This is a genomic window from Streptomyces sp. STR69 (genome assembly GCF_024519455.1).
In the GTDB taxonomy this organism is placed as follows: domain Bacteria; phylum Actinomycetota; class Actinomycetes; order Streptomycetales; family Streptomycetaceae; genus Streptomyces.
In genome coordinates this window covers 119,989-145,682 of record NZ_JALJRY010000020.1, presented here as the reverse complement: position 1 = coordinate 145,682, position 25,694 = coordinate 119,989, and the positions used below count along the sequence as shown (strand labels likewise).

General features: G+C 71.6%; 14 protein-coding genes. 6 read left to right on the top strand and 8 right to left on the bottom strand.

The window, feature by feature from the left end; translation table 11 throughout:
* Positions 1 to 4: 4 nt before the first annotated feature.
* From OC490_RS32855 to OC490_RS32820, 8 genes are all read right to left on the bottom strand, one after another.
* The gene (locus tag OC490_RS32855; RefSeq protein WP_262061664.1) at positions 5 to 778 is read right to left on the bottom strand and encodes a maleylpyruvate isomerase family mycothiol-dependent enzyme; all 774 of its coding nucleotides are present in this window, start codon (positions 776 to 778) and stop codon (positions 5 to 7) included.
* Between the two features lie 71 nt (positions 779 to 849).
* Entirely contained in the window at positions 850 to 1,530 is a 681-nt protein-coding gene (locus OC490_RS32850) for a hypothetical protein (protein WP_262061663.1), read from the bottom strand.
* A 3-nt stretch (positions 1,531 to 1,533) separates the two neighbouring features.
* Positions 1,534 to 2,412: a TauD/TfdA dioxygenase family protein gene (locus tag OC490_RS32845; protein ID WP_262061662.1), complete on the bottom strand. Its 879-nt coding sequence runs from the start codon at positions 2,410 to 2,412 to the stop codon at positions 1,534 to 1,536.
* A 38-nt stretch (positions 2,413 to 2,450) separates the two neighbouring features.
* A complete protein-coding gene (locus OC490_RS32840) occupies positions 2,451 to 3,146 on the bottom strand; it encodes a hypothetical protein (protein ID WP_262061661.1) in 696 nt (231 codons plus the stop codon).
* Positions 3,091 to 4,149 (bottom strand): GSCFA domain-containing protein, encoded by a 1,059-nt coding sequence (locus OC490_RS32835; RefSeq protein ID WP_262061660.1) that lies wholly within the window; start codon positions 4,147 to 4,149, stop codon positions 3,091 to 3,093. The genes OC490_RS32840 and OC490_RS32835 overlap by 56 nt, the downstream gene beginning before the upstream one ends.
* 10 nt (positions 4,150 to 4,159) lie before the next feature.
* On the bottom strand, positions 4,160 to 13,276 hold the full coding sequence (locus OC490_RS32830) for a non-ribosomal peptide synthetase (protein ID WP_262061659.1): 9,117 nt from the start codon (positions 13,274 to 13,276) through the stop codon (positions 4,160 to 4,162).
* Complete coding sequence (locus tag OC490_RS32825; RefSeq protein WP_262061658.1) at positions 13,276 to 17,259, bottom strand: non-ribosomal peptide synthetase; 3,984 nt, start codon at positions 17,257 to 17,259, stop codon at positions 13,276 to 13,278. Before OC490_RS32825 ends, OC490_RS32830 begins: the two co-directional genes overlap by 1 nt.
* 1,062 nt (positions 17,260 to 18,321) lie before the next feature.
* Positions 18,322 to 18,762, bottom strand: a complete 441-nt coding sequence (locus OC490_RS32820) for a RidA family protein (protein WP_262061657.1) — start codon at positions 18,760 to 18,762, stop codon at positions 18,322 to 18,324.
* Between the two features lie 142 nt (positions 18,763 to 18,904).
* Here OC490_RS32820 and OC490_RS32815 point away from each other — a divergent pair, with 142 nt between their 5' ends.
* From OC490_RS32815 to OC490_RS32790, 6 genes are all read left to right on the top strand, one after another.
* Positions 18,905 to 19,729 carry a fumarylacetoacetate hydrolase family protein gene (locus tag OC490_RS32815; RefSeq protein WP_262061656.1) on the top strand — a complete coding sequence of 275 codons (825 nt, stop codon included), beginning with the start codon at positions 18,905 to 18,907 and terminating at the stop codon, positions 19,727 to 19,729.
* A 2-nt stretch (positions 19,730 to 19,731) separates the two neighbouring features.
* Positions 19,732 to 20,217: a cupin domain-containing protein gene (locus OC490_RS32810; RefSeq protein ID WP_262061655.1), complete on the top strand. Its 486-nt coding sequence runs from the start codon at positions 19,732 to 19,734 to the stop codon at positions 20,215 to 20,217.
* Positions 20,214 to 21,146: an acyl-CoA thioesterase gene (locus OC490_RS32805; protein WP_262061654.1), complete on the top strand. Its 933-nt coding sequence runs from the start codon at positions 20,214 to 20,216 to the stop codon at positions 21,144 to 21,146. The genes OC490_RS32810 and OC490_RS32805 overlap by 4 nt, the downstream gene beginning before the upstream one ends.
* A gap of 70 nt (positions 21,147 to 21,216) precedes the next feature.
* Positions 21,217 to 22,875, top strand: coding sequence for an AMP-binding protein (locus OC490_RS32800; protein WP_262061709.1), 1,659 nt, complete (start codon positions 21,217 to 21,219; stop codon positions 22,873 to 22,875).
* Positions 22,872 to 25,241 carry a bifunctional salicylyl-CoA 5-hydroxylase/oxidoreductase gene (locus OC490_RS32795; protein ID WP_262061653.1) on the top strand — a complete coding sequence of 790 codons (2,370 nt, stop codon included), beginning with the start codon at positions 22,872 to 22,874 and terminating at the stop codon, positions 25,239 to 25,241. The genes OC490_RS32800 and OC490_RS32795 overlap by 4 nt, the downstream gene beginning before the upstream one ends.
* Positions 25,238 to 25,687, top strand: a complete 450-nt coding sequence (locus OC490_RS32790) for an acyl-CoA thioesterase (protein WP_262061652.1) — start codon at positions 25,238 to 25,240, stop codon at positions 25,685 to 25,687. The genes OC490_RS32795 and OC490_RS32790 overlap by 4 nt, the downstream gene beginning before the upstream one ends.
* Positions 25,688 to 25,694: the final 7 nt, after the last annotated feature.

Sequence of the window (25,694 nt, the reverse complement as noted above, 5' to 3'; positions counted from 1 at the left end):
TCGGCTACGGCGCCGTGAACAGCCCCGGGAAGCGCGGCCCGAGCCACGGTTTGCGGCCCCAGACGATCACCTTGGCGCGGGCCATGGTGGTGGGGGCACTCCAGCGGCCGAGGGCGAGGAGGAGGAAGGCGACGGGGTCGATGGCGATCGTGCAGTCGGGCCGCCGGGGCGGCTCGTCGCTGACCGCGGGGACCCCGTCCGTGAAGGTGACGGCGAAGCGGTCGCGGCCGGTCCGCACCACGTAACACGCGTGGTGACCGGCCGCGCCGGCGTTCACGACGCGCGGCATGGCGAGCCGCATGAAGGGCAGCGTGAACGGGACGACCTCCCGGCTCACCATGTGCGGCCGGCGCAGCGCGACCGCGATGTCGTAGCCGTGCCCGAGCAGATGCGTGAGCAGGTACGAGCCCAGGGTGGCCAGGTCCATCGGCCCCATCGGTGTCAGCACCTGCTCCTGCGGCGAGCGGCCTGCGGCGGCCGTGACGAAGGCCCGGGCCTGGTCCGCTATCACCGTGCCGAGGACCACCGGATCCCGCTCCGGAAAGGCGGCCAGGGACGCGCTGTTGGCCGCCGCGAGCCCGCCGGGCGTACCGTCGCCGTAGTGCCGTGTCTTGCCCGCCCCGATGTCCCCCATCAGCTTCCCCGCCAGCGCGAGGTGCGCCGCCGCCTCACCCACCGTCCACTCGGCGCCCGGCAGCGGCGTCCGCGGGTCGGTCCCCGCCGGGAGCAGCGCGGCGATCCGGTCGGCGGTGGCGGTGATGGCGTCCTCGACTGTCATGCACGGGATCGTGTATGGACCCGGCCGCCGTGTCCAGTGCCGTACACAGGTGCATTCGGGGAACCCGCCGCCTACGGCCCCGGTGTCGCCAGCGCCGAGAGGAGCCCCTCCGCCAGTCGCGCGGCCGGGGCCGGGTCGCCGCGTTCCGCCATGACCCGTACGACGGCCCGGAGTTGGGCGGCGGGAAACGTGTCGGCGTACGCCTCGCACCCGTCGTCCGCGTAGGCCCGTGCCAATGCGGGACCGAGTGCCTGTGCGTGGGCCTCGGCGCAGGCCCGAGCGTTCGCGTCGCTGCTCAGCCGGGCGTACTCGTGGCCGTATCCGTCCGCCTCCGCCGCGGCGAAACCGTTGGCCAGCGCGTAGTCGCGGGCGCCCGTGTGGGCCTCGGTGTACGCGCCGGTCCGGTCGTAGGCCGCGTCGTAGAGGTGCAGGAGCATCGGGGTGAGCGTCGTTCTCCAGGTGTCCCGGTCCGGCGTCCAGCCGTGCGCCGCCGCACGGTGCAGGTCCCCCGGAGCCTCGAACACGGCGGCCTCCCCCTCCTGCACCCCCTCGGCGAGGAGCGGCAGGACCGTCGCGGCCTGCCAGACATGGACGGCGAACAGGCCTCCCGCGTCCGGGACTTCGGCGAGAAGGTCGTGCAGACGGGCCCTCCAGTCGTCCCGGACGTCCATCGGCAACTGCTCGTGGAGGTCCGCGGCGACGTCCCGCAGCCAGGCCGGGGCCGCGGTGGGAAAGATATCGGTCGTGGGCATGGCTCAGGCCTGCAGGGAACTGCCGTTGACGGCCACGCGGCGGCCCTCCCGGGTGTGCGGGAAGTAGTCCCAGACGGCATGGTGCTGGACGCTGCGGTTGTCCCAGAGGACAAGGGTGCGCTCCTGCCAGCGGACCCGGCAGTGCAGCAGCGGAGTGTGGGCTATGTGCGCGTAGAGCAGGTCGAGGAGGGCGTCGCTCTCGGCGCGGGACAGCTGGGTGATGTGGGAGGTGTAGGGGGCGTTGACGAACAGCAGCTTGCGGTCGTTCTCCGGATGCCGGACGACGACCGGCTGCTCGGTGCGCGGTACGTCGTACTCGGGCGGCGGGGTCTGTCCGGCGGCGGTCCAGGGCAGGGCTCCGTCGTGGAGTGCGGTGAGGCCTTCGAGGAAGCTCCGCATCGCCGGTGAGAGCAGTTCGTAGGCGAGGTGCATGTTGGCGAAGACGGTGTCGCCGCCGCTGCCGCCCTCGGGGACGGTGGTGATGTAGAGCAGTGATCCGAGGGAGGGTTCGGGGTCGGCGGTGCCGTCGGCGTGCCAGCCGTTGCCGGCCACCGCCCGGGACTCCTTGGTCGCCTTGATCTCCAGGATGTACGGGTCGGATCCCTCGGGTGCGAGGGCGACGGGGTGCAGTTCGCCGAAGACGCCTGCGAACCGCTTGTGTTCCTCGGGGGTGATGTCCTGGTCGCGGAAGACCAGGACGTGGTGGGTCTGGAACGCGTGCTTGAGTTCCTTCTCCTGCTGGGGTGTCAGCTCCCGGGACAGGTCGAGGCCGGTGACCTCCGCACCGAGCAGCGGGGTGATCGGGGCGACGGACAGGGTGTCGTAGGGCTCGGCGGGACGGGTGGTGAGCCGCTCGACGGCCTTGAGCGCGTAGTCCTCCATGAGGGACCTCCTTGGTTTCGGTGGGGAAGGGGCGAGGCTCACAGGCCTCGGTCGAGGAGTTCGGACACGACGAGGCGGCCGAAGGCGAGGTTGCCGTGGATGGTGTCGTCCGGCTGGCAGAAGGCGGGGCGCTGCAGGCCGGTGTGGTCGGTGACGCGGGTCCTCAGGTCGACCAACTCGACGCCCCTCGCGGTGAGTTCGTCCACGAGGATGTGCTGCGCGGCGAAGAAGACCTCCGGGTCGGACATGCCGGGGACGCGCTGGGGCGGCAGGGGCGCCAGGACGCGCAGTCCCAGGGCGGCGGCGTGGTCGTAGAAGGCGAGTGCGCCGCGGGTGGTCGCGCGGATCAGGTCGGCGAAGAGGCCGCTGCGCAGGAAGGTGTCGGGGACGGTTCCGTGCCGGTCGCGGTAGAGGTCCCAGTTCTGTCGGGTGGCGACGGTGTGGGCGCTCAGGCCGAAGGTGCACACCAGCGGCACCCGCAGTCCGGCGAGTGCGGTCACGTCGAGGGTGTCGAGGAACTCGCGGTACAACCGCTGTGTCCCGGCCTGCCGGAAGGTGAGGTCGGTGGCGTCGGTGTCGAAGAAGGGCCCCAGGAAGTCGCGCCCCGATCCCAACGGGCCTCCCACGAAAGGCAGTTCGGCCGCCTGGGCGGCGCGGCCGACGCAGCCGGCGTGGGAGTCACCGAGCAGCAGGAAGCGGGCGGGGGTTGTAGTAGTCGAGCACTGCGTCGTCACACCGGTTGTCCTCTCCGCCGTCGACGGGGGTGGGGGTGATGGGCGTGGTGGTCCGGCCCTGGACGGCCTCGAAGAAGTGCCGCATCACGAAGGCCACCCCGTCGGGGCTGACCGTGCGGAGGTTGGGTTCGTAGAAGGCCGCCCGGTAGGGGTGGCCGGTGACGATCTCGTACGACGGGAAGTAGTCGATGTCGTCGCTCTCGTCGGCGAGTTGGCCGGCCGCCGCGCGCAGGACGGACTTGGAGTGGGTGGTGGCGACGAGGGCGTGGCGGCCGGTGGCGGTGGCCGTCAAGGGGACCGGGGAGACGGTGAGGACCATCCGCAGCCGGGAGTTGACGGTGCGGGCCAGGGCGAGCAGGGCCGTCAGGTCGTCGTGCACCTGGGCCACCGTGTGGTTGCGCAGGACGTGCCGGGCGGGGTCGAAGGTGCCGCGTACGGTTCCGGGGCACATCGGCAGGACCGTGCCGGTGCGGGTGTCGTGCCAGGCCTCGGTCAGGCCGAGGGTGAAGACGAGGACGTCGGCCTTGGCGAGCGCGGTGCGGACGGCGGCGAGGGTGGTGTCGCGGGAGCGCAGCAGGTCGGTGGGCGAGGCGAAGCCGTCCGGTTCGACGCTTGGCCGGTAGGGGTCGTGGAAGGCGCCGTCCTCCGCCCAGACCTCCTCGGGCGGCTTCCCCTCGTCGAGCGCCCAGGCGATCCACTGGCGCAGTGCGGCGGCGGTGTAGACGTTCCCGGTCCGGAAGGAGAAGCGGCGGTAGCCGCGTGCCGACTGCTCGGCTCGGGTGAGGCCAGGCGGTGGTGGTTCGGCGTCGTACCAGTGCATGCCCTCCTCCAGGAGGGCCCGTCCGATGTGGGCGGCGAAGCAGGATCCGGCGGTGACGACGGGGTCGTCCTGGCCGATGGTGAACTTCGGGGTCCACAGGTCGGTGATGTCGAGCGGGTCGGGTTCGGCGACCGCGGTGCGCCAGAAGGACCGCTCGGGCAGGCGGGTGTAGGGGTGCTGCACGGTGGCCTCCTCAGGATCGTCCGGCGGAGCGGAGCAGAGCGCCCTCTGAAGGCGCTGTCGCGAGTGCGGCGGCGATCGCCTGTACATGGGGTTCCGCGACGAGTTCGTAGTGGGTGGCGTCGAGGTGGTGGAGGCGGTAGGGGCTGAGCAGATGGGCGTCCCATGCGCCGGGCGCGGTCGGTTCCGGGGTCAACAGCCCTTCCGCTACGGGGCGTTCGGCGATCCACACCTCGGCGGGGGTCCGGTGCAGTCGTGGCAGCCGGTGTCCGGCCATGGCCGCGAGGTTGGTTCGGCAGCACTGTGCGAGGCGTTCGGCGTAGGCGCGGCCGGACTCCGACAGCGGTCCGCCGGCGTTGCCGCCGAGCTCGCGGGTGAACACGGCGTCCACCTGCTGTTCGTCGTAGGCGGCGAGGCGTTGGCCGGCGCCGGGTGGCGGTGGGTCGAGGAGGTGGACGGCGTCGACGGGCCGGCCGTCGGCCTCGGCGAGTGCCGCCATGGACAGGGCGGTCCAGGCGCCGAACGACCAACCCGCGAGGCTCAGACGGCAGTTGGGGTCCGGGAAAGCGGCCCGCACAGCCTCCAGGTAGTGCGCGGCCCGGTCGGTGATCGACCGGGCGGGCAGTCCCGGGTCGCGCAGTTTCGGGTCGGCGATCAGGCACACGGTCGACTCGGCGGGGAGGGCCGCCACCAGCGGTCTGTAGGCCTGGATGTCGCCGCCGACCGGATGGACCAGGCACAACACGTCCGGGCCGGGCCCTCGTTGCCACACCTCGACGGCCACCGCGGCGGATGCGCGGGTGCCGGTGTCGAGGTGACCGAGGATCTCGGCGAGACTCACCCGGTGGCTGAGCCGGGACAGATCGATGTCGGTGCCATGGCGGCGCTTCACCTCGTCGATGAGTTCCAGCAGGGTGAGCGAGTCGGCGCCCAGGTCGTACAGCGCCTCCTCGGGGTCGACGGTGTCCACGCCGAGGAGGTCGCACAGGATCTCGGTGAGGTCGGCGGCGGGGTCGCCGGGGGCGGGGTGCGTGGCGGGCACCGGCCCGGAGTCGGCGACGGGGGCGTGCTCGTAGAAGTAGTGAGCCTCCGCCAGGGGCGTGGTGTTGACCATCAGGTGCGGCAGTTGCAGGTGCAGGGCCCGCTCGAAGACAGCCGCGCCGTCCTCGGGGGTGAGCGCCGTCCTCAGGTGTTCCTGGTGGCGGGCGTCGGTGGTCAGGGCGTGCTGTGCCATGCCTACGTCACGCCAGGCGTCCCAGCCGATGGTCATACGGACGGTCGCGTCGTCGGCGCCGGGCGGCGCGTGGTGGGCGTAGGCGTCCAGGCAGGCGTTGGCCGCCGCGTAGTCGAACTGTCCAACTCCCCCGAACCGGGCGGCCATTGAGGAGCAGTAGGCCGCGTAGTCGGGGTCGTGCTCGGCGATGATCCGCTCGACGAGCAGGGCACCGCGCAGTTTGGCGGCCGTGGCCCGGCGGGCGGTGGCCGGGTCGCGTCGGACGAGGAGCCCGCCGGCGGCGGTGCCCGCGGCGTGGACGATCCCGGCGAGGCCGTCGAGGTGCGGGGCCAGCAGGTCCACGACCGTGTCCAGGTCGTCGGTGGCGAGGTCGGCCCGGACCATCGTGACGCGGTCCCGGTGTGCGCGTAGCGCGGGCGGTGTCCCGGTCCCCCGGGCGACGAGGACCACGCGGTTGCCGGGGTGTTCGAGGAGGCGGGCGGCCAGGGTGGTGCCGATGCCGCCGGTGCCGCCGAGCACCAGGTGGGTGCCGGGAGCGGCCGTACGGACGGCGGCAGTTGGAGATTCGGGTGCGCGTACGGGCTGAAGAGTGCGCTGCCACCAGAAGCCGTCGCGCAGGCCGGTCGACGGTTCGGTGATCGTGTCGTCCAGGAGCAGGTCCGGCAGTTGGGCCGCCCACTCGGCCGGGCGCGGTCCGGGCAGGTCGATCCAGCGCAGGGTCACGCCCAGTTCCTGCCGGGGGACTTCGAGGGCGGCGGCGAGCAGGCCCGCCTCGGGGGTGCGGACGGAGCCGGTGACCGGCTGCGCCCCGTGGGACAGCAGCCAGACGCGGGGCCGTTCGGCGTCGGGGACTTGGGCGAGGGCGCGGGCGAGCGCCGCGACGGTGTCGAGGCAGGCCCACTGGGCCGCGTCCAGCGCGTGGTCGTCGAGGCTGCCGTCGAGGGTCAGGGGAAGGGTGTGCAGCCAGTCGACGCCGGGGCCGGTGTGCCCGGTGATCTCCGCGAGCACAACGGCGAGTTGTTCGGTATCGGCGGGGTCGGCCTCGTAGCGGTCCTCGTCGAGCCGGGTGAGTCCCTGCCCGGCGCGCACGGTCACCACTCGGGCGTAGTGCCGTTCCAGGAACCGCCACGCTGTGCCGTCCGCGTCCGGTGCGGTGACCACGACGGCGGTGCGCCGTGGCTGGTGGGCGCCGGTGCGGGCGCGGCGCAGTCGTGTCCACAGCGGCTGGTGCAGCCACTGGTCGGCGGGCAGCCGCCGCGGGGCGGCCGACCACCCGGAATCGGGCGCGCTGGTCGCGGACTCGGAGTCGTCGTTTCCGGGCGCGCGCCGAAAGTCGTACTCCGCCGTGTCGAAGGCGGGCGGCGGGAAGTCCCAGGGTGCGGGTGCGGGGCCCTCTGGCCATACGAGGGTGTGTCCGGCCGTCCATGCCTCGGCGAGGGCGTGGGGGTCCCGGTCCGGTGTCCTGAGCGCGGTCTGCGCGAGCGGCTCGCCGACCTCACCGAGCGTGTCGAGCCACGCGACGGCGGAGTTGACGTCCGGGCAGACGGCCGCCACCCGGTGCGCGAGCGCGGGCCGTCCGGCCTGGAGGTGGCGCAGCACCTGCGGGTAGCTGTCGGGGTGTGCCCTCAGGTAGGCGGCGACACGCCGTCCGTCCTCGCGCACGGCGGTCGCGGAACTGCCGGACAGCGGCAGGCACATCACCGTGTCGGCCGGAACGGGACCGGGATCCGACAACTCTCTTTGTTCCAGGAGCAGATGGGCGTTGGTCCCGCCGATGCCGAAGCTGCTGACGGCGGCCACTCTCGGAGTGTCGGACGGCCAGGCTTCGGCGGTGACCGGTATCCGGAACGGCCCGTCCTCTATCTCGGGGTTGAGCCGGCCGAAGTCGGCCGTCGGCGGAACGACCCCGTGGTGCACGGCGAGCACCGCCCGCACCAGGCCGACGACGCCCGCGGCGGCGCCCAGGTGTCCGATCTGGCTCTTCACGGAGGACAGTGCCACGCGTGCGTCGTCCGCGAGCCCGTAGGCCTGCCGCAGCGCGGCCGTCTCCACCGGGTCCCCGAGCCGGGTACCGGTCCCGTGCGCCTCCACGTAGCCGAGGTCGGTGCCGCTACGGCCGCTGCGGTGCAGGGCGGTTCGGATGGCGGCGCGTTGCCCGGCCAGGGCGGGGGCGCTGTAACTGAGCTTGTCCGAACCGTCGTTGTTGATTCCCGAGCCGGAGACGACGGCGTAGACGGTGTCGCCGTCCCGGCGGGCGGCGGCGAGCGGTTTGAGCACGACGACGGCGGTGCCGCTCGCCCCGACGGTACCGGCGGCGTCCGCGCTGAACGGCCGGCAGTGGCCGTCCGGCGAGAAGATGTGCTGCGGCCGGTAGGTGTAGCCGTCGGTCAGGTCGATGTCGACGAGGACACCGCCGACGAGCATCACGTCCGCGTCGCCCTGCCGGAGCATCCCGGCGGCCACGTGTACGCCGACGAGCGAGCTGGAGCACGCTGACTGCACGGTGAAGGCGGGCCCGGTCAGTCCGAGGTGGTAGGCGGCTTTGGTGGCCAGGAAGTCCTTCTCGTGGTGCAGCGCGAGCCGGAAGGTGTCGGGGAGTTGGGCCGGGTCGGCCTCGCGCAGCATGCGCTGGAAGTAGGTGTTCTCGCCGCAGGCGGCGAGGAGTCCGACCCGGTGGGCCGCCGGGTCCGCGATGCCGGCGTGGGCGAGCGCCTCGACGCAGTTCATCAGGAGGTGCCGTTGCTGGGGGTCCATCAGCCGGGCCTCGTGCGGGCTGATGGTGAAGCGGCCCGGGTCGAAGGCGAGCGGTCCGGCGAGCTGGCTGCGGGCGCCGACCCGGCCGTCCGCCGTCGGGAAGTGCTCGATGCTCCGGCGGCCGGAGACGACCAGGTCCCAGAAGGCGGCCAGGTCGGGGGCGCCCGGCAGTCGGACGGCCATCCCGATCACGGCGATGGGTTCGCCGACGGGTCGTGGCGTGCCAAGGGTCATCGAATCCGTGCTCTCGGACTCGCGTCCCTCGATGAGGCGGGCCAGTGCGCGAAGGCTGACGTGCTCGAACAACTCCGGGACACCGAAGGCGAGTTGGTCCTCGCCCGCGCAGCGGAGCTGGAAGCGCATCAGGTCCAGGCTGGTGGCGCCGGCGTCGAAGAACCGCTGCTCGACACCGATCGCCTTGCCGGTCACCGTCTCGAACAGGGCGGCCAGCCGTGCTTCGAGGGGTGACAGGGCCGCCTGGGCGGTCAGGCCCGCCGGGCGCAGTTCACGCCCCTGGGCGGTGAGCGCCGCCCGGTGGTCCAGTTTGCCGCTCGGGGTGCGCGGCAGTTCCGTGAGGCGGCGGAACCTGCTCACGCGCACATAGCCCGGCAGCAGCCCGGCCAGATGGTCGGCGAGGTCCTTCGGGTCGGGGTCGCCGCCCCGGCACTGCAGACAGGCCACCAGCAGTCCGTCCGCCACGGCCGCGACCGCGTGGGTGATGCCGGGATACTGCAACAGCGCGGCCTCCACCTGCCCCAACTCCAGCCGGTGTCCCCCGAGTTTGACCTGACTGTCGTCGCGGCCCGCGTAGTGCAGCAGGCCGTCCGTGTCGAAGCGCGCGAGGTCGCCGGTGCGGTAGAGGGTGCCGAGGTCGGGGTCGTCGGTGAAGCGGTCGCGGTGCGGTGTGTCGTCGCCGAGGTAGCAGCGGTGGGCCATGAGGCCGCCGATCAGCAACTCGCCGGTGACGCCCGGCGGGACGGGGTGGCCGCCCTCGTCGACGACCCGCAGGACGGCGTTCGCCACCGGCCGTCCGATCGCGGGGCGCAGCGGCCAGGCGGCGGGATCACCGTCGAGGCACAGACCGCTGACGACATGGGTCTCGGTCGGGCCGTAGTGATTGAACAGGCGGGCGTCCGGCAGTCCGGCGAACCAGCGGCGGATCGCGTCCGTGCACACCAACTGCTCCCCGGCGGTGACGACTTCACGCAGCCGGGACGGGAACCGCCCGGTGCGCACGCCGTGTTCGGCGAGCAGTTGCAGGGCGACGTACGGCAGGAAGATCCGCTCCGCTCCCCCGGTCTCCAACTCCCTCAGCAGGGACGGGACATCGTGCCGCCAGGCGGGTTCCACCAGGCGCAGCAGCCCCCCGGAGCACAGGGTGGTGAAGATCTCCTGGAAGGAGACGTCGAAGGACAGCATGGAGAACTGCTGGGTGACGGCGGGCCCGCGCAGGCCGCCGTCGGTGCGCTGCCAGGTCAACAGGTTGCACAGGGTCCGGTCGAAGACCTGGACGCCTTTGGGAGTGCCGGTGGAGCCGGACGTGAACAGGGTGTAGAGCGGACGCGCTCCTTGGTGCCCTGGAGTGTCGGGCCCGGCAGTGGGGACGTCCGCGAGGGTCAGGGTGTGCCGTGGCAACGACGCCGGCGCGATCACGGCGAGGGCGTCCTCGTCCTCCGGCGCCACAAGCACGCACAACGGCTCGGCCTGGTCGAGCACATGGCGCAGCAGGGACGGCGGATAGGCAGGGTCGAGCGGTACGACGGTGAGGTTGAGCCGGGCTGCCGCCAGGAGGGCCACGATGTGCTCGGCGGAGGGCCGGAGATGGAGCGCCACGGCCGCCGGGGCGGCGGGATCGGCCGGGAGACGGGCTGCGAGGAGGGTAGCCAACCCGGCTGCCTGCGCATCGAGTTCGGCGTAGGTGAGGGTCAACTCGCCGCTGGCGACGGCTGGTTCGTGCGGGCTGCGCGCCACCTGCCGGGCGAAGCCCTCGGCAACGGTGGCGAAGTCCGTTGGCCGCGCGGGTCCTTGGCCGTGGTCGGGCAGGGTGCGGCGGTAGTCGGCGACCAGTTCGTGCAGGGTGGTGTGGGCGTCGCCGGTCAACTGGTCGAGGGCCTGACGGAAGAGGCGGGCCGCGGCCCGGGCGCGTTCGGCTCCGATGTCATCGCGGTACTCCCACAGGCAGTCGAAGCCGCCCTCGTGCTCCACCACCGACAGCGTGAGGGCGCATTTGGCGCCGAGCGGCTCGGGCCACACCGGCCGGACGTCGCAGCCGTCGAGCCGCAGCGCGGAGAAGTCGGTGTTCTCCAGCACGAACAGGTAGTCGAACAAGGGGGTTCGCTCGCCGAAGGCGCGGTCCGCGAGGACGTCGGCGAGGGCGACCTCCTGGTCGCGCAGGACGGCACGCACCGCGTCGGCGTGGGACGAGAGTTGGGCGTCCAGTGAGTGGTGCGGCTCCATGGGCAGGTCGAGGAGCACGGTGTTGGCGAACATGCCGACGGTGTCGGCGAATTCGGGCCGGGGCCGGTTCGCGACCGGCGTGGCGATCAGCGGGCGGCCCTGCCCGGTGACGCCGTAGACGCTCGTGGCGAACGCGGACACCAGCAACTGGAAGCGGGTCAGGCCGAGTTGTGCGGCGCGCCGGTCCAGTGCACTGCGGCGGACGACGTCGAGCGTGGTGCGCAGCAGGCGGGCCCGTGACGTGTCGGGGACCGGCTGTGCGGGTGACGGTTCGCCGTCGCGGCCGTAGTGGGTTCGCAGCCGTGCGCGCCGGTCCGCGTAGGCGGGACTCGTGTGCCAACTGCGCTGCCAGTGGGCGAAGTCCAGGGGCGTATGAGTCGAGCCGTCGGCGATGCAGGCGTCGGTCAGGTCGCGAAGGAGGAGGTTGAGCGACCAGCCGTCCACGGCGACGTGGTGCAGATGCAGCAGAAGCAGTCCGCCGTCGGCCCGTGGCACCCACGCCACGCGCAGCATCCGAGCCTCGGTGAGGTCGAAGCGGTGGTCGAAGAACCGGTCGGCGGTGTCCTGCCACTCCTCTCCGGGGCGGGCTTCGAGATGCTGCCACGGGTCGTAGGGATCGCCGGTCCGCTGGAGCAACCCGTCCGGGGTGGGGACCAGCCGGGTACGCAGGGCGACATGCCGTTCCACCAGAGCGCGCACCGCGCGATGCAGAGCCGCCGTGTCGACGCGGCCCCGGACCCGGAACGCCAACGGCACGTCGTAGGACCGGTCTTCGGGCGCTCGCTGCCGCAGGAGCCACAGCCGTTCCTGCTCACTGGTGGCCGGCGCGGTCGTCTCGCCGGCGGGGCCGGGTACGGGTGGGTGTTCCCCTACGGTCGTGCCGGCGGCGTCGACGGCGTCCGCGAGGGCGGCGAAGTCGGCCCGCAGGACCAGGTCGTGCGGGAGGTCCACGGCGTAGCGGTCGAGGATCTCGAAGCGGAAGCGCAGCGCCTTCAGCGAGTCGCCGCCGCTGGCCGCCCAACGGTCCCCGGGACGCAGGCCGTTGACGGCGAGGATGCCCTCGGCGATGTCCAGCACCCTCCGTTGTCCGGCGCTGACGGACGGTTCGTCGTCGTCGGGCGTGCCGCGCCACGGCGTTTGGGCATCGCGCAGCAGGGCCTCCTGGTCGACCTTCCCGTTGGCGTTTCGCGGCAGTTCGGCGACGAGGTGGGTGTGGTGGGGGCGCATGTACGAGGGCAGGGTCGCGGCGAGGTGCCGGTCGTAGGTGTCGTAGGAGAGTTCGCCGCCCAGGACGAGGAAGGCGAGCAGTTCGTTGCGGTCCTCGTCGTCGCGGCGGGTGCAGACGTAGGCCTGGCGGACGGTGGGCAGGGACAGGATCTGCCGTTCCACCTCGCCCGGTTCGATGCGGAAGCCGCGCACCTTGACCTGGCGGTCGGCCCGGCCGACGTAGGTGATCCGGCCCTCGCCGTCCTGGCGTACGAGGTCGCCGGTGCGGTACCAACGCCCTTGCCCGTCCCGCTCGTTCGGGAGTCGTACGAAGCTGTGGGCGGTCCGGTCGGGGAGGTTGCGGTAGCCGCGCGCCAACGCCGGTCCTGAGAGCAGGAGTTCGGCCACCTCCCCCGGTTCGGCGGTGCGGTCGTCCTCGGTGCGCAGGAGGATGCCGGTGCCGGGAAGCGGGGTACCGATGGGGATCGTGTCGCCGACGAAGTCGCGCGGGATGGGGTGGCAGAGGGCGAAGGTCGTCGCCTCGGTCGGCCCGTACACGTTGTGCAGGACGGTGCGGGCCTCCGGGTTGGTCTCGTACCAGCGGCGGACGATACGGGTGTTGAGCTGTTCGCCGCCGACGAGGACCTGTCCTACGGTGGCAAAGCAGTCGGGGACCTGCTCGACGACCGCGTTGAAGAGTGCCGTGGTGATGAACAGCGTGTCGACGCGGCGCTCGTCGAGCGCCCTCGTGAGTCCGGGCGCACTCTGCACCTGGCTGTCGTCGAGTACGACACAGACCCCACCGGTCAGCAGCGGCACCCACACCTCGAAACTGAGCGCGTCGAAGGCGGGGTTGGCCAGAGAGGCGAATCGGGCGCCGGGCCGCAGGTCGAGATAGCCGGGCCGGGCAAGTCGCAGCACTCCCTCGTCGGTGACCTCCACGCCCTTGGGGTGTCCTGTGCTGCCGGAGGTGTAGAAGACGAAGCCCGTGGCGGTGTCGCCGGGGTGTCCGGCGGACACGGCGGGCAGGTCGGTGCCGTCGCCGCTCAGGAGCAGGTCGATGTCCAACACCGGGAGGCGTGAGGGCAGTTGGGGACCGCCCCCATGAACCACGGCGACGGCGCCCGAGTCGTCGAGGATGTGGCGCTGCCGGTCGGGCGGGCTGAGGCGGTCGAGGGGGACGACGGTGGCTCCGGCCCGGCGGATGCCGAGCATGACGCAGACCAACTGCCAGGAGCGCGGCAGGTGTACGGCGACCGCGTGTCCGGGGCGTACTCCGGCCGCGTGCAGCCGCGCCGCCACCAGGCCACTGGCCCGTTCGAGTTCCGTGTAGTCGAGGACCCGGTCGCCGTCCTCGACGGCAGGGGCGGCGGGGGTGCGGCGGGCCTGTGCGAGGAGGGTCTCGGCGAGGGAGGCGGACCGTGCGGGGGTCGGGTCGAGCGATGCCGGGGAGACGGTGCGGGCGGGGCGGAGGTCCATCACGCCTCCCGTATCGGCAGGGCCAACTGGGCGGTGTGGTGGGCCAGTTCGGCGCCGAGCAGGGTGCCGACCCGGGCCGCTCCGGCGCCCTCCAGGATCTCCCAGTGGTCGCACTCCAGCGTCTCCACCCGGAACTCGCCCTCGGCCCTGCGCTGCCAGAAGGCACGGACCTCGGCGTGGAAGGGGGTGTCGGTGCCGTCCGGTACGGCCTGGGCGAGGACCAGGCGGGCCGGGGAGGCCGCCGGGAGGTGTTCGCGGGCGGTGAGCCGGTTGTGGTTGTAGAGGTGGAAGTAGCGGTCGACCTGGGCGTCGTCGATGCCGGGGTACATCCCGTTGAACCTCACGAGTTTGTCGCGGAACTCGGTCGCGTCGACGGCGCCGATCTCCGCGCGGGCGGTCGCGTCGTCGGTGGCCTGGGTGTCCAGGAGGACGACACTGACCGCGCGGTGTCCGGCGGCGGCCAGCAGACGTCCCATCTCGTGGGCGACCAGGCCGCCGTAGGACAGGCCGGTCAGGACGAGGGGGTGTTCGCCGAGCGGTTCCAGGAGGCGCAGGTATGCCTCGGCCATGGCTTCCACGCTGAGCAGGAGGTCCTCCTCGGGGTTCACTCCCGGGGACTGGATGCCGTAGAGCCCGACGCTTTCGGGCAGGAGGGCGGCCAGGGGCAGGTAGCAGAACGCGGTGCCGCCTGCGGGGTGCACGCAGACCACGCGCGGGCCGGTGCCGGGGCGGAACTCGATGAGGCTGCCGGGGGCGCGGGCGGTGCCGTCCTCGCGGAGGAGCGCGGCCAGGGCCTCGATGGTGGGGCGCGTCATCACCTCGCCGACGGGGAGTCGGCGGCCGAAGGTCTCGGTGACGTCGTGGGCCATCTTGATGGCGGACAGTGAAGTGCCGCCGATCTCGAAGAAGTTGTCGCTGACACCGATGTCGGAGTGGAGCAGGATGCGCTGCCAGATCCGGTACAGGCCGTGTTCGACGTGGTCACGCGGGCTGGCCGTGTTGACCTGGTCGGAGGTCGACTCCTGGGCCAGGCGCAGCAGTTGGGGCCGGTCGAGTTTGCCGCTGCGGTTGAGCGGCAGGGCATCGAGGTCGAGGAAGACGGCGGGGATCATGTAGTCGGGCAGTCTGCGGGCGAGGTCGGTGCGCCAGTCGTGCGCGGTGCGGGCGGGTGCCGTGCCGCGGCCGATGCCGGCGATCAGCCGGGGCTGGCCCGTCGCGTCGTGGTCGACGAGGACCGCCGCTTCGCGTACGCCATGCAGGGCCGTGAGCGCCGCCTCGACCTCGGCCGGTTCGATCCGGAAGCCGCGCAGTTTGACCTGGTCGTCGGCGCGTCCGAGGTAGTGGGCCTGGCCGTCCGGCCCCCGGCGGGCGAGGTCCCCAGTGCGGTAGATCCGCTCGCCGGGCACGAACGGGTCGGGCAGGAAGCGTTCCTTGGTGAGGTCGGGGCGACCGAGATAGCCGCGGGCCAGCGACGCTCCGCCGAGGTAGACCTCGCCCACCACTCCGGGCGGGACCGGTTCCAGGCGGCCGTCGAGCACGTACATGCGGGTGTGCGGCAGCGGTCGGCCGATGGGGCACGGCCGTTCCAGCGGGCCGGGGTCGTAGTAGGCGGTGCTGTAGAGGGTCGCCTCGGTGGGGCCGTAGCCGAAGCAGATCCGCAGGCCGGGGAGATGCTGTGTCATGCGGTGCAGCGCGGCTTCGGTGAGCGACTCGACGCCGGTGAGCAGCTTGCGCAGGGGCAGGCCGTGCAGTCGTACGGCGGGGTCCTCGTCGATCCACTTGACGTAGGCGGGCGGCAGGAATGCCTGGGTCACCGCGTGTTCGCGCATCCACGCCAACAGGGCCTCGGGGTCGCCGCGCAACTCCTCGGGGACGATGTGGAGTTCGCCGCCGGTGGTCAGAGGCAGCAGCAGTTCGTGGATCGAGGCGTCGAAGCCGATGCCGGACCAGGCGGAGCCGGCCTCGCCGGGGGCGGTGCCCATACGGGCGTGCCAGGTCGCGAACAGGTCGAGGACGCTGCGGTGTTCGACCGCGACACCCTTGGGCCGTCCCGTGGACCCGGAGGTGAAGATCACGTAGGCCAGCTGTTCGGGCGTGTGGCGGATGTCCGTCGGTGGTCCCGGCCGGGTCGCTCCTTCGGCCTCCACCGCCGCCAAGTCGAGCCATTCCGGGTCGCGTTCGACGCTGTCGTGGTCGCTCAGCACAAGAGGGCAGGCAGCGTCCTCGATCATGCGGGCGAGGCGTTCGGCGGGCTGGCCCGGGTCGAGCGGGAGGTAGGCGGCGCCCGCCTTGAGGATGCCGAGGATGCCGACGGCCAGGTCGCGGGTGCGTTTTGCGTGCAGGCCCACCACGTCGCCGGGGCGGACGGACCGGGCGACCAGGGCGTGCGCGAGGTGGTCGGCGCGGCGGCCGAGTGCCGCGTAGTCCAGCGAGCCGTCCCGGTCGACGACCGCGGTCTGCGCGGGGCGCTCGCGGACCTGTGTCTCGAAGAGTTCGACGAGTCCGGACGCCGAACGCAGGGCGGTCTCCGCCGTGTTGGGCGGCGCGGCGGTGTCGGGTCGCGTGGCGTCGCCGTCGAGGAGTACCCGTCGGCGTTCCTGCGGTGTCATCAACTCCAGTGCCCGGATGTCGCGTTCGGGGTGGCGGACCATGTCGGTGAGCAGATTCCGGAGATGGCCGGACCAGCGCCGGGCGGTGTCGGGGTCGATGAGCGCGGTCGCGTGGTCCAGGTGTCCGGTGATACGGCCGTCGGACTCGGTCGCCGACAGGGCGAGGTCGAACTTGGCCGGGGCGTGGGCGATCGGCAGCGGCTCGGCCTCGACTCCGGGCAGGTGGAGCAGGCCCCGCCGGTCGGGCTGCCAGGCCAGCATGGTCTGGAACAGGGGTGTGCGGGAGGCGCTGCGCGGTGGGTTGACCAGTTCCACGATGCGCTCGAAGGGCAGGTCCTGGTGGGCGAGGGCCTCGCGTACGACGGCGCGGGTACGGGTGAGGGCCTCGGCGGCGGTGAGGGCCCCCGAGAGATCCACGCGCAGCGGGAGGGAGTTGACGAGGAAGCCGATGAGGCCGGCCGCTCCCGGTCCGCGCCGGCCCGCGAACGGGCTGCCGACAACGATGTCCTCCTGCCCGGAAAGCCGCGACATGAGGATCGCCCATCCGGTCAGCAGGGCCACGAAGGGCGTGGCGCCGTGCCGTCTCGCGAGACTCCGGAGTTCGGCCGTGACCTCGGCGTCGAGGGTGAACTCGGCCCGCCCGCCCTCGTATTGCTGTTCGGCCGGCCGTGGACGGTCGGTGGGGAGTTCCAGGACGGGCGGGGCGTCGTGCAGCGCGCGCCGCCAGTAGTCCTCCTGAGTACCGAGGTCGGCTTCGCGCTGGGCGCACGCGTGGTCCGCGAACTGCACCGCGAGCGGCGGCAGGGGGTTCGGGGCGCCCTCGCCGAACGCCTCGTAGAGCTGGCCGAGTTCGTCCATCATGACGTTCATCGAGACGCCGTCGTAGATGCTGTGATGGAACGTCAGGAGCAGTACGTGGCGCTCGGGTCCCGTGGCGAGCAGGCGGCCTCGGCCGAGCGGGCCGGCTTCGAGGTCGAACGGCCTTTCTGCCTCGTCGAGTTGGCGGACGGCCACCCGCGCGTCCGCGTCGTCGACGGTGGTGAGGTCTTCGCGGGTCAGGGCGAATCCGCTGCCCGGCGGATCGATGTGCTGGCGTACGTCGCTGTCCGTTGCCACCAGCCGTGTCCGCAGCGACTCATGACGGTCCGTCAGCGTGTCGAGGGCGCGGGACAGCAGGTCCGCGTCGAGCGGGCCGGTCAGGGTGAAGGCGATGGTCTCGTTGTACGCGGCGTTCGCGCCCGGCAGTTGGGACAGGAACCACAGTCGCTGCTGGGCGAAGGAGGCGGGCCGGACCCGAGGCGTCGCTTCGGGGCCGGGCGGGGGTGTTTCGGTGGACGCGCGGGGAGCGGGGACAGGGTGGGGGGTGTGGTGCACCGGCGGTACCTGGCCTTCCCATCGGTGTGGGGCTGGGTGACATCGGGGCGCGACAAGCCGGGATCACCGGGCTGCCGACGGTCCGGAGAGAGCGCGCTCGCCATCGAGCGGGTGCCGTGGGGAGGGAGGGGAGGTGGCGGGCGCGGGGCCGGCGGCCGGGACGCGCGGGGTGCCGTCACCGCTGAACGCTCGCCGGGAGACGAGGCACACATCAGGTCGTCGATGAAGGGGGACGGTCCATGGGCGAGGCGGCAGAAAGCGCCCGGAGATTCGACAATTCGATGCCCGAAATCGCTGGCCAATTACCTCGTCACATCATTTTCCTACTCTCTCGGATTCCCTTCCGGAACTCCGTGACACGGTCGTAATCATCAATCACGTGCTCCAGGCATGTCAACACTAGATATTTCCCGGAGCCGCACCGGGGCGTCACCTGGAATAGGAATCCCGCGAAACTCCCATACAGGAAGAAAGTTTGCACACCGTCACACAACTTCCTCTGAAGGAGGGCGAATCGGCGGCATGAGCGGCGACACGGGCAAAGACGCCGCCTATTTCTGCAGTCGAACTGGATTGAATGTTTGAAATCCGCACCGCTCGGCAGGGATGTCAGAATGGCCGCGCGCAGAGAGGAAGCAGAACCCCTGCAACGGGGTCATGAAATGCTCGCCTTGACCGGACCTGCCCGCCACCGGGGCCGGCGTAGTCGGCTCCATGTTCCGTGTACAGCATGGCACTGCCTCCGTCGCCCACACCGGGGGCGTGGAAGTCGGTGCGGGCAACCGTCACGGAGGCGATCTGGAGGGCGGGAGCCGGGCCGGTTCCGCCGTTCGGCAGGTTCATCGAGCCCCAGCCGCTGATCGCCACGCGTCCAGGTCGGGTGGCGGAACTGCTCACTTCCCAGAGCGATCGGCCGATCAGAAACCTGCGTGGGCGGCCTCTAGCAGCGCAGGCCGGTGACGCTCCGCGACCAGCACTCTCCGAGCCCCGCCCAGAGCCGGCAGCGCAACATCACAGCCGCCTGACGCAAGCCCTCTCACGCACCCCGTACACCGCGGTCCGTCACGCCCCCGGAACGCCCCGCTCCGCCACCCGGACGAGCCGCTCGTCCGGGATGACCGCGACGCCGAGGATCTCGATCATCGCCTCCGGCTGCCAGAGCGCGGTGGTGCCGATGCCGGCCATCGCCGGGTAGACCGGGCCCGCGAGTTCGCGCCAGACCTTGCCGATCTCCTTGCCGTGCGCCTGGTAGTCGGGGATGTCGGTGAGGTAGATCGTCAGGCTGACCAGGTCCTCGGGGATGCCGCCGGCGGCGCGCAGCGTGGTGAGCACGTTGCCGAACGCCTGCCGGAACTGCTCGACGATGCCCCCCGGGACGATCCGCATGTCCGCGTCCAGAGCCGTCTGTCCGCCCAGGTGGAGCGTGTTGCCGCTCAGGGTGCCGTGCGAGTAGCCGCTCGGTGCGGGGAGCGAGGGCGGGTTCACCGGGATCGGAGTCGTCATTGCGGGTTCCTCCTCGGACGGGCTGGTGCAGGCAGCGTAACTCATCTATTGACTGTTTTCGACGGTCGTGAAAATCTCGCTATACAGTCGACGCGGCTCGGTCGCTCCGACCACCGCCCCGAGCACCGAGGGAGCACCGCCCATGAAGCTCGCCACCGTGGCCCACGAAGGCCGCACCACGGCCGCCGTCCTGGACGGCGACCGCTGGCGGGCGCTGCCGGCCGACGACCTCTCGGCGCTGCTGGCGACCACCGCGCCCGACCGCATCGCGAGCCTCGCCGAGGCCGAACTCCCGAGCGCGACGCCGGTGTTGCCGCTGCCGTCGCCGCGCAAGGTCGTCTGCTGCGGCCTCAACTACGCCGACCACATCACCGAGATGGGCCGCGAGCTGCCCCACCACCCCACGCTCTTCGCCAAGTTCGCCGACACGCTGACCGGCCCGGAGGACGAGCTGTCCCTCCCGCACGGTCTCGACGTGGACTGGGAGGCGGAGCTCGCGGTGGTCGTCGGGGCCGAGTTGAAAGGCGCGGACCGGGACACGGCCGGACGGGCGATCGCCGGGTACACGGTCGCGAACGACATCAGCGTGCGGGACTGGCAGAAGCGCACGCTGCAGTGGTTCCAGGGCAAGGCCTGGGACCGCACCACCCCTCTGGGCCCGGTGGTCGTCACCCCCGACGAACTGGACCCGGTCGTGGGTGTCGAGGTGATCTGCCGGGTCAACGGCGTCGAGCGGCAGCGCGGCAACACGCGCACGCTGGTGTTCGACGCGGCCGACCTGCTCGCCTATGTCTCCACCTTCACGGTGCTGCGTCCCGGCGACCTCGTGCTGACCGGCACCCCCGGTGGCGTGGGGTCGGGCATGACCCCGCCGGTCCGTCTCGCCGACGGCGATCTCGTCGAGACCGAGATCCCGGGCATCGGCACCCTGCGCAACCGTCTCCGTCTCACCGACTCCAGGAGCTGATCATGGAACCCGATTTCTCCAAGTACGTCCTAGAGGGCGACAACTCCTTGTACGCCAACGAGTCCGGCCTGGTCGTACCGGTCGTGACCCGCGCGGGCCTGGAGGTCGGTGACACCGGCCAGTCCGCGGGCGCGAGCCGGATCTCCGGTGTCTCCGTCCAGCACACGCCTGCCACCAAGCTGTGGTTCGGGAAGGTGAGCAACGAGTCCGGCTACCGCTCGGTGCCCCACCACCACGGCGAGGCCGAGACCGGCGGCTACGTCCTCTCCGGCCGGGCCCGCATCTACTTCGGCGAGCGCTTCGAGGACTACCTCGACCTCTCCGAGGGTGACTGGGTCTTCGTCCCGCCGTTCATGCCGCACGTCGAGTGCAATCTCGACCGCAACAACCCGCTGACCTGGATGACGACCCGCACCCCGGAGAACATCGTCGTCAACCTGGAGCAGGTGGCGGACGCCGACCTGCGCGACTGGCTGGACCGGCCGTGACCGATTCCCGAGCCACCGGCGCAGACGTCCGGTCCGTCCCGACCTCGGCGGTCTTCACCGCCGCGATCGCCCTGACCCCCGCCGAGCCCGAGCACTTCGACCTCGCCTTCACCGCGACCACCCAGCCGTGCCCCTGGCCGAAGGCCTACGGCGGCGACATGGTGGCGCAGGCCGCCGCCGCCGCGATGCGTTCGGTCGAGGGCAAGACGCTGCACTCGATGCACTCCTACTTCCTGCGGCCGGTCGACATCGGCGCCGAGGTCCGCTACGAGGTGGAGCTGCTGCGCGACGGCCGCGGCTACGCCACCCGGCAGGTCCGCGGCTTCCAGAACGGCAAGCCCGTCTACACCTGCCTCGCCAACTTCGCCGCGGGCGAGCCGGGCGCCACCTTCGCCGCCGAGCCCCCGGCCGGTGTCCCGGACCCCACCGAACTGCCCAGCTCCGCAACGTACTTGCGCGACACCACCGCGGCCCGGGGCACGATGACGGCCACCTCCGAGGAGTACTGGAGCGGTGGCCGCAGCTTCGACATGCGGCATGTGCCCGGCCCCGTCTACCTCACGGTCGAGGGCGAACGCGTACCCCAACAGGCCGTATGGGTAAGGCCGTTCGACGCGCTGCGCCCCGTCGACGGCCTCACCGACGAGCAGCGCGACCTCGCCGCGCTCGCCTATGTCTGCGACTACACGATCCTCGAACCCGTCCTGCGCATGCTCGACCTGTCCTGGGCGCAGCCGGGAGTCGTCACCGCCAGCCTCGACCACTCGATGTGGTTCCACCGGCCGGGCCCGATGGACGAATGGCTCCTCTACGCCCAGGAAGCCGTCGCCGCCGACTCCGGTCGCGGCCTCGCCGTCGGCCGGTTCTTCACCGCCTCCGGTACCCACCTGGCCACCGTCGCCCAGGAAGGCCTGATCCGCAGCTCTTGATTCCCACGCAGCTCCTGATCCCTGCACGGCCCGCCCCCGGCCTGCGGAAAGGAACCTCCCGATGCAACGGATGGACCAGTCGGACCCGATGGGCCTCGCGCCCTCCGCCTATCCGGACACGTTCGCCCGCGACCACCTCCCGCCACGCGCCCAGTGGCCGGTCCTGGAGTTCACCACCGACGACCTCCAGTACCCCGAGCGTCTCAACGCCGGCACCGAGCTCATCGACGTACCCACCGCCGCCTTCGGCCCCGACCGTCCGGCCCTGCGCACACCGGACGGCGAGGTGTGGACCTACGGCGAACTCCTGCGCCGCGCCAACCAGATCGCCCGCGTCCTCACCGAGGACCTCGGCCTGGTCGCCGGCAACCGCGTGCTCCTGCGCGCCCCCAACAACCCGTGGATCGTGGCGTGTTGGCTCGGCGCCCTCAAGGCAGGCGGCATCGTCGTCACCACCATGGCAGCCCTGCGGGCCCGCGAACTCACCCCGGTCGTCGAGAAGACCCGCCCCACCGTCGCCCTCGTCGACCACCGGTTCACGGCGGACGTCGAAGCCGTACGCGACACGGTCCTGCCGGACCTCAAGATAGTGGCGTACGGAGGCGACGCACCCGACGACCTGACGCGCCAAGTGGCGGCGAAACCAGGGGAGTTCACGGCCGTCGACACGGCCGCCGACGACGTCGCCCTCTTCGGACCCACGTCCGGCAGCACCGGCGTCCCGAAGATCACCACGCACTTCCACCGCGACATCCTGTCGATCGACAACACCTTCGGTCGCCACACACTTCGGCTACGGCCCGACGACCTCGTCTCGTGCACGGCGCCCCTCGCCTTCACCTTCGGGCTCGGCATCCTGGTCGTCTGCGCCCTGCGGGCCGGGGCGTGCGCGCTGCTGACGGAGGCGGTCGCGCCGGAGCCGCTCGCCGAGTTGGTCGCCGAGGCGGGCGTCACCGTGCTGGCGACCGCACCGACGGCGTACCGGCAGATCCTCAAGGCCGGGAAGGCGGACCGGCTGCACGGTCTGCGCGGTGCGGTCAGCGCCGGGGAGCACATACCGGAAGAGGTGTGGCAACAGCTGCACGAGGAGACCGGGATCAAGGTCATCGACGGCATCGGCGCCACGGAGATGATCCACATCTTCATCTCCGCCGCCGGTGACGACATCAGGCCCGGTTCGACTGGCAGGCCGGTCCCCGGATATCGGGCCACCGTCCTCGACCTGGACGGCGAGGAGGTCGGCCCGGGTGTCGAGGGGCGGCTGGCCGTGATCGGCCCGGTCGGCTGCCGTTACCTGGACGACCGGCGCCAGGACAACTACGTCGTGAACGGCTGGAACGTCACGGGCGACACCTTCGTGCGCGACGAGGACGGCTACTTCTACTACCGCACCCGCACGGACAACATGATCGTCTCTTCCGGCTACAACATCGGCGGTCCCGAGGTCGAGTCCGCGATCAACACCCACCCGGATGTCGTCGAATCGGCGGTGGTCGCCAAGCCCGATCCCGAACGCGGCTCTGTTGTCTGCGCATTCGTCGTCCTGGCCGAGGGGGTCGTCGGCGACGACGCCAAGGTCAAGGACATCCAGGACCACGTCAAGGCGCAGCTGGCGCCCTACAAGTACCCGCGCGCGGTGCGCTTCTGCGACGCCCTGCCCCGCAACACCAGCGGAAAGCTCCAGCACTTCCTGCTGCGTCGGATCGTCGAGAAGGAGAACCAGGCATGAGGATCGCGATCGTGGGCGGCGGGCCGGGCGGTCTGTACCTCGCCGCGCTGATGAAGCAGCTGGACCCCGGCCATGAGATCACCGTCTGGGAGCGCAACGCGCCCGACGACACCTTCGGCTTCGGCGTGGTCTTCTCCGACGAGACCCTGGGCGGCATCGAGAACGCGGACACCGTCGTGCACGACGCGATGGAGAGCCGGTTCGCCCGCTGGACGGACATCGACATCGAGTTCGACGGGCACCCCTTCACGGTCGGCGGCCAGGGCTTCGCGGCGATGGCCCGCAAGGACCTGCTGCGCATCCTCCAGGAGCGGGCCGCCGAACTCGGCGTCACGGTCCGCTACCGCACCCTCGCCCCGGACGTCGACGAACTGCGCAGGTCCTACGATCTCGTGGTCGCGGCGGACGGCATCAACTCGGCGGTACGCACCAAGTACGCCGACGCCTTCGTCCCCTCCCTCGACCAGCGGACCAACAAGTACATGTGGCTGGGCACCGACCGGGTCTTCGAGGCGTTCCAATTCCTGGTCAAACAGACCGAGTTCGGGACCATGCAGATCCACGGCTACCCCTTCTCCGACGCCGGTTCGACGTTCATCGTCGAGATGGCCGAGGACGTGTGGCGCAAGGCGGGCCTCGACTCGACGGAGGGCACGCAGTTCCCGCCCGGCGTCAGCGACGAGGGGTCCGTCGCCCGGATCCGCGAGCTCTTCTCCGGTGAACTCGCCGGCCACAACCTCCTTACCAACAACTCCCGTTGGCTCAACTTCACGACGGTCCGCAACGAGCGCTGGCACCACCACAACGTGGTCCTGCTCGGCGATGCCGCCCACACCGCGCACTTCTCGATCGGCTCCGGCACCAAGCTGGCCATGGAGGACGCCCTCGCGCTCGCCGCGTGTCTGCACGAACACCCCACCGTGGACGAGGCGTTGACGGCGTACGAGACCGAGCGCCGCCCGGTGGTGGAGTCCACCCAGCGTGCCGCGCAGGCCTCCCTCGAATGGTTCGAGAACATCGGCCGCTACGCCGACCAGGATCCCGCGCAGTTCTGCTTCAACCTGCTGACCCGTTCCCGCCGGATCACCTTCGACAACCTCAAGGACCGCGACCCGGGCTTCGCCGACCTGATCGAGCGCGGCTTCGCCGAAGCCCAGGGCGCGCCCGAGTCCGCCCCGGCGATGTTCCAGCCGTTCAGCATCGGCGGCCTGGAACTGAAGAACCGGATCATCGTCTCGCCGATGGACATGTACTCCGCCGTCGACGGCGTGCCGGACGACTTCCACGTCGTCCACCTCGGTTCCAAGGCGCTCGGCGGCGCCGGCCTGGTGATGACCGAGATGGTCTGCGTCTCCCCCGAGGCCCGCATCACCCCGGGTTGCACGGGCCTGTGGAACGACACACAGCGCGAGGCGTGGACCCGGGTCACGTCCTTCGTCCACGACCGCAGCACGGCGAAGATCGGCCTCCAGCTGGGCCATGCGGGCCGCAAGGGCTCGACCCGCCTCATGTGGGAGGGCATCGACGAGCCCCTCGACGAGGGCAACTGGGAGGTCGTAGGCCCGTCCGCACTTCCCTACGGCTCCGACTGCCACGTACCGCGCGAGATGACCCGGGCCGACATGGACGCGGTGGTCGCCGACTTCGTGTCCGCCGCCCGCCGGGGCGCCGACGCGGGCTTCGACCTGCTGGAGGTGCACGCGGCCCACGGCTACCTCCTCTCCTCCTTCCTCTCCCCCGTCGCCAACCGCCGCACCGACGAGTACGGCGGCGACCTCACGAACCGGCTGCGCTTCCCGCTGGAGGTCTTCGACGCCGTACGCTCCGCCTTCCCCGCCGACCGCCCGGTGACAGTACGGATCTCCGCCACCGACTGGGTCCCGGACGGGAACACCGAGCACGACGCGGTCGAGATCGCGCGGGCCTTCGTCGCGCACGGTGCGGCGGCCGTCGACGTGTCGTCCGGCCAGGTCACCAAGGACGAGAAGCCGGCGTACGGCCGCTCGTACCAGACCCCGTTCGCCGACCGGATCCGGCACGAGGTGGCCGCTCCGGCGGGCGCGGCCGTGATCGCCGTAGGAGCGATCTCGTCGTACGACGACGTCAACTCGATCCTGCTCGCCGGCCGGGCCGATCTGTGCGCGCTGGGCCGCACGCATCTCTACAACCCGCAGTGGACGCTGCAGGCAGCGGCCGAGCAGGAGTACCGCGGCCCGGGCGCCGACTGGCCGACCCAGTTCGCGGCCGGCCGCCGCAAGCCCCCCACCTCACGGACCGACGCGGTCCGTCCGCGCCTCGCGCTGCTGCGCGAGACTCCGCGGGACGCCGTGCACCTGCGGTGGACCCCGGGCAGGACAGCGGAATGAGCGGCCCCTGCGCCATCCACCGCACCCGCGTGGAGTGGATCGACACCGACGCGGCCGGGATCTACCACAACACCACCGTCGTCCGGTTCGCCGAGGCGGCGGAGGCAGAGCTGATGCGGGCGTACGACATCCCGGGGTACTTCCCGGTGGCCCCGAGGGTGCGGTACGAGGTGGAGTTCGAGGCGTCGATCCGCTTCGGCGAGGAGGTCGAGACGCGGGTCGAGCTGATCCGCCTGGGCCGGTCCTCGATGACCTTCGGCTTCGAGGTGTGGCGCACCTCCGGGGACGGGCCGCGCCGTCGCGCGGCCCGGGGCAGCTATGTCACCGTGCACGTCCCCGACAAGGCGACGGGTGGCAGCGCCCCGTGGCCTGCCGCCTGGCGTGCGGCGCTGGGCGGGACGGGCACGTCCGACCTGGCCGAGCCGCACGCCCGCCCGGCGCACTAAAATAATC

What these genes read in the sequence shown, in the direction of transcription:
- OC490_RS32855 (WP_262061664.1), bottom strand. Translation starts at nt 778, where the DNA reads ATGACAGTCGAGGACGCCATCACCGCCACCGCCGACCGGATCGCCGCG.
- OC490_RS32850 (WP_262061663.1), bottom strand. Translation starts at nt 1,530, where the DNA reads ATGCCCACGACCGATATCTTTCCCACCGCGGCCCCGGCCTGGCTGCGG.
- OC490_RS32845 (WP_262061662.1), bottom strand. Translation starts at nt 2,412, where the DNA reads ATGGAGGACTACGCGCTCAAGGCCGTCGAGCGGCTCACCACCCGTCCC.
- OC490_RS32830 (WP_262061659.1), bottom strand. Translation starts at nt 13,276, where the DNA reads ATGGACCTCCGCCCCGCCCGCACCGTCTCCCCGGCATCGCTCGACCCG.
- OC490_RS32820 (WP_262061657.1), bottom strand. Translation starts at nt 18,762, where the DNA reads ATGACGACTCCGATCCCGGTGAACCCGCCCTCGCTCCCCGCACCGAGC.
- OC490_RS32815 (WP_262061656.1), top strand. Translation starts at nt 18,905, where the DNA reads ATGAAGCTCGCCACCGTGGCCCACGAAGGCCGCACCACGGCCGCCGTC.
- OC490_RS32810 (WP_262061655.1), top strand. Translation starts at nt 19,732, where the DNA reads ATGGAACCCGATTTCTCCAAGTACGTCCTAGAGGGCGACAACTCCTTG.
- OC490_RS32800 (WP_262061709.1), top strand. Translation starts at nt 21,217, where the DNA reads ATGGACCAGTCGGACCCGATGGGCCTCGCGCCCTCCGCCTATCCGGAC.
- OC490_RS32795 (WP_262061653.1), top strand. Translation starts at nt 22,872, where the DNA reads ATGAGGATCGCGATCGTGGGCGGCGGGCCGGGCGGTCTGTACCTCGCC.
- OC490_RS32790 (WP_262061652.1), top strand. Translation starts at nt 25,238, where the DNA reads ATGAGCGGCCCCTGCGCCATCCACCGCACCCGCGTGGAGTGGATCGAC.